Annotated in this window: 9 protein-coding genes; all 9 read left to right on the plus strand. The window is 31.6% G+C overall.

Annotation, left to right across the window (positions count from 1 at the left end; all coding sequences use genetic code 11):
* Positions 1-406 precede the first annotated feature (406 nt).
* The 9 genes from Q8S45_RS03505 to Q8S45_RS03545 all read left to right on the plus strand — a co-directional run bounded on the left by Q8S45_RS03505 (position 407) and on the right by Q8S45_RS03545 (position 8,442).
* Positions 407-1,537 carry an ammonia-forming cytochrome c nitrite reductase subunit c552 gene (locus Q8S45_RS03505; RefSeq protein WP_305601289.1) on the plus strand — a complete coding sequence of 377 codons (1,131 nt, stop codon included), beginning with the start codon at positions 407-409 and terminating at the stop codon, positions 1,535-1,537.
* Between the two features lie 169 nt (positions 1,538-1,706).
* Positions 1,707-2,957 carry an ethylbenzene dehydrogenase-related protein gene (locus Q8S45_RS03510; RefSeq protein WP_305601291.1) on the plus strand — a complete coding sequence of 417 codons (1,251 nt, stop codon included), beginning with the start codon at positions 1,707-1,709 and terminating at the stop codon, positions 2,955-2,957.
* A gap of 80 nt (positions 2,958-3,037) precedes the next feature.
* A complete protein-coding gene (locus Q8S45_RS03515; protein ID WP_305601293.1) occupies positions 3,038-3,421 on the plus strand; it encodes a hypothetical protein in 384 nt (127 codons plus the stop codon).
* A gap of 17 nt (positions 3,422-3,438) precedes the next feature.
* On the plus strand, positions 3,439-4,299 hold the full coding sequence (locus Q8S45_RS03520; protein ID WP_305601294.1) for a DUF5777 family beta-barrel protein: 861 nt from the start codon (positions 3,439-3,441) through the stop codon (positions 4,297-4,299).
* Between the two features lie 249 nt (positions 4,300-4,548).
* Positions 4,549-4,839, plus strand: coding sequence for a hypothetical protein (locus tag Q8S45_RS03525; RefSeq protein ID WP_305601296.1), 291 nt, complete (start codon positions 4,549-4,551; stop codon positions 4,837-4,839).
* A 21-nt stretch (positions 4,840-4,860) separates the two neighbouring features.
* The gene (locus Q8S45_RS03530; protein ID WP_305601298.1) at positions 4,861-5,835 is read left to right on the plus strand and encodes a 4Fe-4S dicluster domain-containing protein; all 975 of its coding nucleotides are present in this window, start codon (positions 4,861-4,863) and stop codon (positions 5,833-5,835) included.
* A gap of 2 nt (positions 5,836-5,837) precedes the next feature.
* Entirely contained in the window at positions 5,838-7,154 is a 1,317-nt protein-coding gene (gene nrfD / locus Q8S45_RS03535; protein WP_305601300.1) for an NrfD/PsrC family molybdoenzyme membrane anchor subunit, read from the plus strand.
* Positions 7,151-8,032, plus strand: coding sequence for a hypothetical protein (locus Q8S45_RS03540; protein WP_305601302.1), 882 nt, complete (start codon positions 7,151-7,153; stop codon positions 8,030-8,032). Before nrfD ends, Q8S45_RS03540 begins: the two co-directional genes overlap by 4 nt.
* An 11-nt stretch (positions 8,033-8,043) precedes the next feature.
* On the plus strand, positions 8,044-8,442 hold the full coding sequence (locus tag Q8S45_RS03545; RefSeq protein WP_305601304.1) for a cytochrome c: 399 nt from the start codon (positions 8,044-8,046) through the stop codon (positions 8,440-8,442).
* The last annotated feature ends 176 nt before the right edge of the window (positions 8,443-8,618 follow it).

Consider the following 8,618-nt stretch of genomic DNA (forward strand, 5'->3'; position numbering starts at 1 on the left):
TTTTACGCCTTTCTTTATTAAGGCAATTGCCTTTTTTCGATACGAACTTCTAATCGTATCATCAACTGTCCTAAAATCTTCTTTTTCCATAGGACAAATATACAACTTTTTTATGAATATATTACCGCTAGGTTAATAACACGAACAAATAACATAGTATATGTATCATGGGGCTAAAACATCTCAATTCTTTTCAAAAACAAGAAGGTTTGTAACAAAAAATACACAACTCTGTAACATAAATTGCTTAAAAAATAACCGAAATAACTTAAAATGATTCTAAATAGAGTTTAAAACGTTGATTATCAATTTTTTAAAATGTCAAAAAGTATGACTTAAATCATATTATTTATTTGTTATAGTACCTAAATTTATTCAAAATTAAAACAAACAAATATCTAATATTATGAAAAACTTAAAATTAATAACTTTATTGATGCTTATTGCTTCAAGTTTTATGTTCGTACAATGTACTAGCGAACCTATCGCTGGATCACAAGGATTAGCTGGAATTGATGGAGTAAATGGTGCTAATGGTACTAACGGATTAAACGGAGCTGATGGTGGTAACGTATGTTTACAATGCCATAATGATAGTTTCAAAGTAGTGCAACCAGCAACTTTTGCAATGACACCTAAAAATGGTTCAATGTTGAGAGGAACAACTTATTGCGCTAGTTGTCACTCATTAGAAGGGTATAAACACACTTTAAACGTAAATGGTGGAAATGGAAATTTTAGAGTTGCTTTTGCAACTATTCCTGAATCAACTAGAACTGGGATTGGATGTACAACTTGTCATTCAGGTGGTCACGAATCTGCTGGTGCTGCCGTTAGCGGAACCGATGTAGCTTTAAGAGCTAAAAAAGGCCCTATTCAACTAACAGAACAATGGGTAAGTGGTGTAGCTGATTTTATTGACCTTGGAGGTAATAGTAATATGTGCGTACAATGTCACCAACCAAGAGATCCATATAGAACTCAAATTACTACAAATGCAGATGCCACTGTAAACCTTATTACTTCAAGACCAGGACCACACTATGGTACTCAATCTATTTTATTTCTAGGTGGTATGTATATGCACGAAATTGCTGGAACGGTAGCATATCCTGCAAAAGGGCAAAGTGTTCATAAAGGAGCTTCTTGTATAAGTTGCCATATGGGTAAAGCCACTAGTGATAATAAAAGTGGAAACCACACATTTAAACCAAATTTAGACAATTGTAAAAAATGTCATACACAAGCTGGAGTTGTTGACTATAACATAAATGGAGGCCAAACTAAGATTAAAAACTTAATGAAAGACCTAGCAATTCAAATAAACAGAGTTGCTCCTAAATTCACTATCGATGCAGAGGGTGCTTTAGTTATTCCTTCTGGACAAACAGATAGAAATAATTTAAAAGATGTTGTGTCTAAAGCTGTTTGGAATTATAGAGTTCTTTATTATGATCATACCTATGGCTTGCATAATCCAAAATATGCAAATGCATTGTTGGCAAACTCTATTGCAGCACTTAAATTATTACCATAAAACAACTAAAATTAAAGGAGCACTGTAAAATGCTCCTTTAATTTTAACAGCTATTCTTATTCAATCGTAATTAGATATTAATATTTCATAAATTGAATAAATAAATAAATTGAATAAATTAAATAAATTAAATAAATTAAATAAATTGAATAAATAAATTGATTAAATAATGAAAACAATTAATATTAAATTAATATTATCCGCTGTAGCACTAGTTGCAGTGGCAAGTTGTACACACGATGATGCTCCCAATGTTGGAGGAGATCCTGGTGTAGGTTCTAGTACAGAAGAATTATTAGTAGCAAAATTTGCTAAGGCACCAAATTTTGATGGTGACATAGATGAAATGTGGAGCAAAGCGCGTCCTTTATTAAGTGCTGCTACTGTTTCAGCTGCAGGAGCAAAAACAGTTCCCTTAAATAAATCTAGTAACGGAAACTTATCGTTAGAGCCATCTGATTTATTTGATCCTTATACAGGAGAAAGCTATAAGTACTCTTTAAGAGGTGGACACGATGGTGAGTATTTATACTTATTATTGGAGTATGAAGATGAAGCTGACAGTAAAGATCGTGAATCTTTCTATTTTGATCCAGCATCAAAAACTTGGCAACAAGAAAACAAATATGCAAATCATAAAAACGATAAGTATTATGAAGATAAATTTGGATTTATGTTCCCTATTAAAGTTAACGGGCAAGAACCAGCTGGTTTTAAAGCAGGAACTTGTACAGTTACGTGCCATGGTGGTTTAACAGGTACTGCTGCTGGAAGCAAATCTACAAGACATTATATGAAAAATGCTGGTGAATTAGCAGATTTATGGCATTGGAAACGTAACAGAAACGAATTATCTAAATCTGTAGATGATGGTTATGTAACTACTGATGCTAAAGCTGGAACTGCTGATGCAAATGGAAGAAAATCTGATGCAGGTATTAAAATGTATGATGACTCTCCTGTATTTACAGATGCAGTTACTGGTAAAAAAGGACCAAAATGGGTTAAAAAAGGACAATCTAATTACTATTGGATTACAACTGCTGAGTTAACTTCAGGTGCAGCTCAAACGGTAACTGGTGTTTCTGTAGATGGTGTTTTAAAATTATCTGACGGTTCAACAATTGATCCTAATACTGACTTAGTTGCTTATTCTAAAGGTTTTGGTAAAAAACGTTTCCCAAGTGTTACAGTTAATGCAGGTGGAGCAGGTGCCGATGGAAGATCTGACACTCAAGTTAGAGCAAAACATACTGGTTCTGGATGGCAAATTGAAATCAAACGTAAATTAAATTCTGGAGATCCATTTGATGCGATTTTTGTACCTGGAGAAGAAATGTCTTTTGGTATGGCTATCTTTAACAATTCTGCAATTGCACATGGTATGAGCAATTTTAAAACAATGAAAATAGTAAAATAATCTTTTAGTAAAAAGTGTGGTTAAAAACCTAAGCAACACTTTTACTTCAACAAGAGATTATAAATTTTAAAAACTTAAATATGAAACATTTATTTAAATATTTTCTCATCATTAGTTTAGGATTGTTTATGAATTCGTGTTACTATGATGCTATTCAAGATGAAGTGATTATTGACAATGGAAATGGGGGGGGTACAACAGAAGTTTCTTATGCTACAGATATTGTTCCTTTATGGAGTCAATGTACTGGCTGCCACGGAAGCATAAAGCCAACCCTAAACATAAATTCATATACTAACCTATTAAACGGCTATGTTATTGCAGGTGACGCAAACAATAGCGTTTTATATAAATCTTTACTAGGTACAGGCGGTATTTCTTTAATGCCTCCAGGTTCTAAATGGCCACAATCTAAAATAGATTTAGTTAAAACTTGGATAAACCAGGGAGCCAAAAATAATTAAACCATAAAATGTTAAATATGAAAAATTATATAAAAATATTTTTTGTTTTATTAGTTTTCCCTTTTATAGCTTTTTCTCAAGAAGAAGTTACAGAAGAAACTGTAGAACAAGAAGTTGTAAAAGAAAAATTAGAAAGACCAGCATTTGAAAGTTCTTACATTATAGACAATCCAACCGATGTTTTGTTTTCAAAAAATGCTTTAGAAGTTCAAATGGGTCATCGATTTGGTTTAGTTAATGGTGGAGAAAATGATTTAGCCGGTTTTTGGGCTCCTTCTAATATAAGAATTGGATTATCCTATTCAATCCATGAAAGATTAACTATTGGATACGGAACTACAAAATTTGATAGATTGCAAGATTTTAACTGGAAAGTTGCCTTATTAAGACAAACTCAATCTAATAAAATGCCTGTAAATGTTACTTATTATGGTAATTTTACTGTTGATGCAAGAACAAAAGAAAATTTTAACTACGTTCAAGACCGTTACTCAAATTTTCATCAATTAATTATTTCGAGAAAATTTAGTCCAAATTTATCATTACAAGTTGCACCAAGTGTTTCTCATTACAACGTGGTTAAAAACACCATGAGAAATGATATGATTGCAGTTGCTTTTGGAGGAAGATATAAAATTAGTCCACAAACAGCAATTTTGGTAGATTATACACAACCAATCACTAAATTTTTACTAGATAATCCACATCCAGGAGTTAGTGTTGGAGTAGAATTTTCTACATCAGCACATGCTTTCCAAATTTTTGCAACAAATTACAATGCAATCGTTCCACAAAAAAACATCATGTTTAATGGTAACGATTTCTTAAATGGAGATTTTTTAATTGGTTTTAACATCACAAGAGTTTATAACTTTTAATAAAGCTTTATAAAAACTAACCTAGCGGTAATCAAACCTAAAAATTTGGCTACCGCTTTTTTTATGTAACATAAATAACATTAATTTAAGTTTTAATTTTAAAATAATATTTATATAGTTGATTTTTAGCATTTTATAAATTTTCAATGCTGACAAAAATCATAAATATTCAGTGTTTTAATAATTACCTTTAGCCCTTGTTAACGTATTTAACTAAAAAAATTAATACCTAAAACCACCAACTAGAAAATGAAAACTGAACAAAAACCATTAAACCAATCTAATATTTCTAGAAGAGGCATTTTACCAATTTTAGGAGGTAGTTTATTAATTCCTCTCATTGGATTTGGACAACCTGTACCTCATTCTTTACTCAATTCAGAAGAGGAAGAAGAAGAAGAAGAAGAAGAGTATCAAACGCTTTTAAAGCCAGACGGTACTGCTGTACGAGTTAAAAAAAGTGTTGTTAATAACGCAAAAATCATCGAAAAAAATGTTTCAAACCAGTCTTTTTTAACTTGGCTAGGAAGAAAACTATAATTTTATTCTATTATTATAATTATGGAAAACAACAATGAAAATTCACGCCGTAAATTTTTAAATAACGGCTTAAAAATAGGAGCTGCTACCGCTATTGGAAGTGTAGTTTTGGCAAATTTAGCCTCTAAACTTACGGCTCAAGAAGATAGCGCAGCAACTGACACCATGGAATTAATGACCACTGATGGAACTATCATTCAAGTAGATTCAGCATCGGTAATTGAAGCCGCTCCTAAACACGAACATGAGGAAGCATACAATGTAAGAGAAGGAATGCCAAACAGAAAATTTGTGATGGTAGTTGATTTGGCTAAATGTAAAAATGCATTAAAATGTCAAGTTTCTTGCAATAAAAACCATTACATTACTGGAGATAACGCTTGGTTAAAGGTTTATAAAATGCAGGAATCAAAAGAAACTGCACCCTACTGGATGCCTACTTTATGTCAACATTGTGATCAACCTGCTTGCGTTACAGTTTGCCCTGTAGATGCTACTTTTAAAAGAAGAGATGGTTTGGTATTAATTGACAACGAACGTTGTATTGGATGTAGATTCTGTATGGCTGCTTGTCCATATTCTACTCGAGTATTTAATTGGAGTGAGCCAAATCAAGGTGAAATTACAATGACTATGGATATGGAAGGTAAATCAGCCTACTCTCCTGAACACACTGGATTTCCAAGTATAAAGGGAACTGTAGATAAATGTGATTTTTGTCCACATTCCATTGCAGAAGGTGAATTACCACATTGTGTAACGGCTTGTCCAAATGGTGTGTTTTATTTTGGAGACAAGTATGAAGATACAGTAACAAATGGTGACGAAACATTTAGATTTAGTCAATTATTAAAAAATAAAGCTGGATACAGAATTATGGAAGGATTAGGCACAGAGCCTAGTGTTTATTACTTACCTCCTACTGACAGATTGGTAGATTTTGAAGAAGGATTAGAACATTTTACTGAATTTCAATCTGTTGAAAAACCTGAATAATCATGAATAAATACGATACTTTATTGAACGACTTAGCTCCAAAGAAATTTGGAAAGAAAGGCGTAATATGGACTAGCTTTTTAATTGTAATAATTATTATTGGAATTATTGCGTATATAGATCAATTAATAAAAGGACAAGTAGTAACTAATATGCGAGATTATGCCCTTTGGGGGATTTATATTTCCAATTTCGTATTCTTTGTTGCCACCAGTTTTGTAGGTGCAGTTGCAGTTGCAATTTTAAGATTAACAAATAACGCCTGGAGGACACCTATTGTTAGAATAGCTGAAATTATAACCTTTGCTGCAATTGCAATGGCTGGGGTAACCATTATGATAGATATGGCCAGACCAGATAGATTATTAAATCTATTTATTCATGCAAGAATTCAATCTCCTATTACTTGGGATGTAATTATTATTCCTACGTTTTTAGCAATAAGTGCTTTATTGCTTTATTTTCCATTACTGCCAGATTTTGCTATTCTTAAAAACCATTATAAAGAAACAAACCCTACCGCAAGTAAATGGTACGGAAAATTATCGTTAAACTGGAAAGGAAGCAAAGCTCAAAAAGCGATTCAAACAAAATCTATTAAAATTATTGCAATTTTAATACTTCCTGTTGCTTTGATTCTTCAAACTATTGATGCTTGGTTATTTTCAAGTACATATAGAATTGGTTGGGATAGTACAAATTTTGCACCTTACTTTATTTCAGGAGCATTTGTTGCTGGAGTTGGTGCTTTAATTACTGTAATTTGTGTGGTTAGAAAAGTAAAAAAATTAGAAAACTATATTACTGAATTTCATTTTGATAAGCTTGGTAAATTATTGGTTTTGGCTTGTTTAGTATACTTGTATTTTAATATAAATGAATATTTAATGCCATTATTTACAGCTAAAAAAGGCGAAATGACCCATTTAGACACACTTTTTACTGGGCATTATTCTTTTCTATTTTGGATGGTAACCATTGGTGGTCTAATTATACCAATAATAGTTTTGTTATTTAAAAAAGGAAGGCAACCAAAAGCAATGTTTGTCATTGGTTTAATCGTGGTATTGGCTTCTTGGTGGAAACGTTATATAATTGTTACACCAACATTATTACACCCATTTTTGCCAATACAAGGTGTTCCAGAATCATGGCATCATTATTTTCCAAGTTTACACGAATGGCTTATTACCTCAGCCACTTTAGCTGCTGCCTTACTTATAATTACATTATTAGTGCGGTTTGTACCTGTAATACCTATTCAAAGAACTGCAGATGAACAAGAACTATTAGAAACCGAAAAAAATACAAAGTCATGAGAAGTTTATTAAAAATGCGTTTCGTATATTTTTCTCTATTATTTATCACCTTCATAAGTGGTATTAGTGTGCATGCTCAAGAAGAAGAAGAAGAAGAAATAGAAAAAAATTCAGTTGGATTAACCATTCAATATGTAAAAATAATGGGAGGTGATCTTTATTTCGATGTTAAAGCTACCTCTAAAATTGACAAGCAATTTGTAAAGGTTTCAAATATTGATTTATTCTTTTTTAACGATATTGATGATGAACGAATTAAACTTGGAAAAATAACCACCAATACATCAGGTAAAGGTAGATTTTCAGTTAAAAACATCAAATCCTTAAAAGCAGATGCTGAAAATATTTATAATATCAGTATTGATTTTTTAGGAAACAAACAATTTGAAGAAACAACTGAATATGTAAGCTTTAAAGATGCAGAAATTAAGGCGAGTCTATATAATGAAGATAGTATTAATTATGTAACCGCAACCCTTACAGATCCAGTAACAGGTTTACCAATTATTGAAGCCTATTTAGATGTACAAATTCAAAGAATGTTCAAACCTTTAAAAATGGGTGAAGAATTTAACATTACAGATGAAAGTGGTACAGTAATTGTTCCTATAGATCAAGGTATCCCAGGATTAAATGGAGAATTAACTATTGAAGTGGTTTTAAATGAAAGTGAAGAGTATGGCACTATCAAATCTATTATAACTGCACCCATTGGAAAACAAATTGTAGACGAGTCCACTTTTGATGAAAGAACAATGTGGTCTCCGAGAAATAAAACTCCATTATTCTTGCTAATCTTTCCAAATTTACTGATATTTGGAATATGGGGATTAATTATATATTTAATCAGAAATTTATTTAAAATAACAAAATCGTAAAATTCAAAAAAATGAAAGCAATTAAAAATTTAACAATTTTAGCCATAGTGTCTTTTACACTATTCTCATTCGGAACATTTGTACAAAAAAAATGGGTGGTTCCTGCTAAGTATGTAACTATGAAAAATCCTGTCGATGCAAAAACAGATGCAGCTATTGGAAAATCATTGTATACCAAACATTGTAAATCTTGTCATGGTGCTAAAGGTGAAGGCGATGGACCAAAAGCAGCTGAAATGAAAGGTGATTTAGGAGATTTTACTTCTGCAGTTTTTCAAAAACAAACAGATGGTGAATTATTCTATAAAACAACAACCGGTAGAGATGATATGCCTGAGTATACAAAAAAAATGCCAAATGATGAAGACCGTTGGTTAGTTGTAAATTATATGAGAACTTTAAAAAAATAAAACGTTTCTAAATGTTTAAAAAAACCAGACTAAATGTAGACTGCCCCCAAAAAGTTAGACACTATTTGGGGGTATTTTTATGGAAAGAAAAGTGAAATATGATTACACATTTAAACTTGAATGTGTAAAATTAGTATTAGAGAAACATTATTCATGTTTATTAGTTTCAAAGCAGA

The sequence above is a fragment of the Lutibacter sp. genome (assembly GCF_030692605.1).
Taxonomy (GTDB): Bacteria; Bacteroidota; Bacteroidia; order Flavobacteriales; family Flavobacteriaceae; genus Lutibacter.

Excerpts from the sequence above, each read along its gene's own strand:
- Q8S45_RS03505 (WP_305601289.1), top strand. The coding sequence starts at position 407 with ATGAAAAACTTAAAATTAATAACTTTATTGATGCTTATTGCTTCAAGT.
- Q8S45_RS03510 (WP_305601291.1), top strand. The coding sequence starts at position 1,707 with ATGAAAACAATTAATATTAAATTAATATTATCCGCTGTAGCACTAGTT.
- Q8S45_RS03515 (WP_305601293.1), top strand. The coding sequence starts at position 3,038 with ATGAAACATTTATTTAAATATTTTCTCATCATTAGTTTAGGATTGTTT.
- Q8S45_RS03520 (WP_305601294.1), top strand. The coding sequence starts at position 3,439 with ATGAAAAATTATATAAAAATATTTTTTGTTTTATTAGTTTTCCCTTTT.
- Q8S45_RS03525 (WP_305601296.1), top strand. The coding sequence starts at position 4,549 with ATGAAAACTGAACAAAAACCATTAAACCAATCTAATATTTCTAGAAGA.
- Q8S45_RS03530 (WP_305601298.1), top strand. The coding sequence starts at position 4,861 with ATGGAAAACAACAATGAAAATTCACGCCGTAAATTTTTAAATAACGGC.
- nrfD (WP_305601300.1), top strand. The coding sequence starts at position 5,838 with ATGAATAAATACGATACTTTATTGAACGACTTAGCTCCAAAGAAATTT.
- Q8S45_RS03540 (WP_305601302.1), top strand. The coding sequence starts at position 7,151 with ATGAGAAGTTTATTAAAAATGCGTTTCGTATATTTTTCTCTATTATTT.
- Q8S45_RS03545 (WP_305601304.1), top strand. The coding sequence starts at position 8,044 with ATGAAAGCAATTAAAAATTTAACAATTTTAGCCATAGTGTCTTTTACA.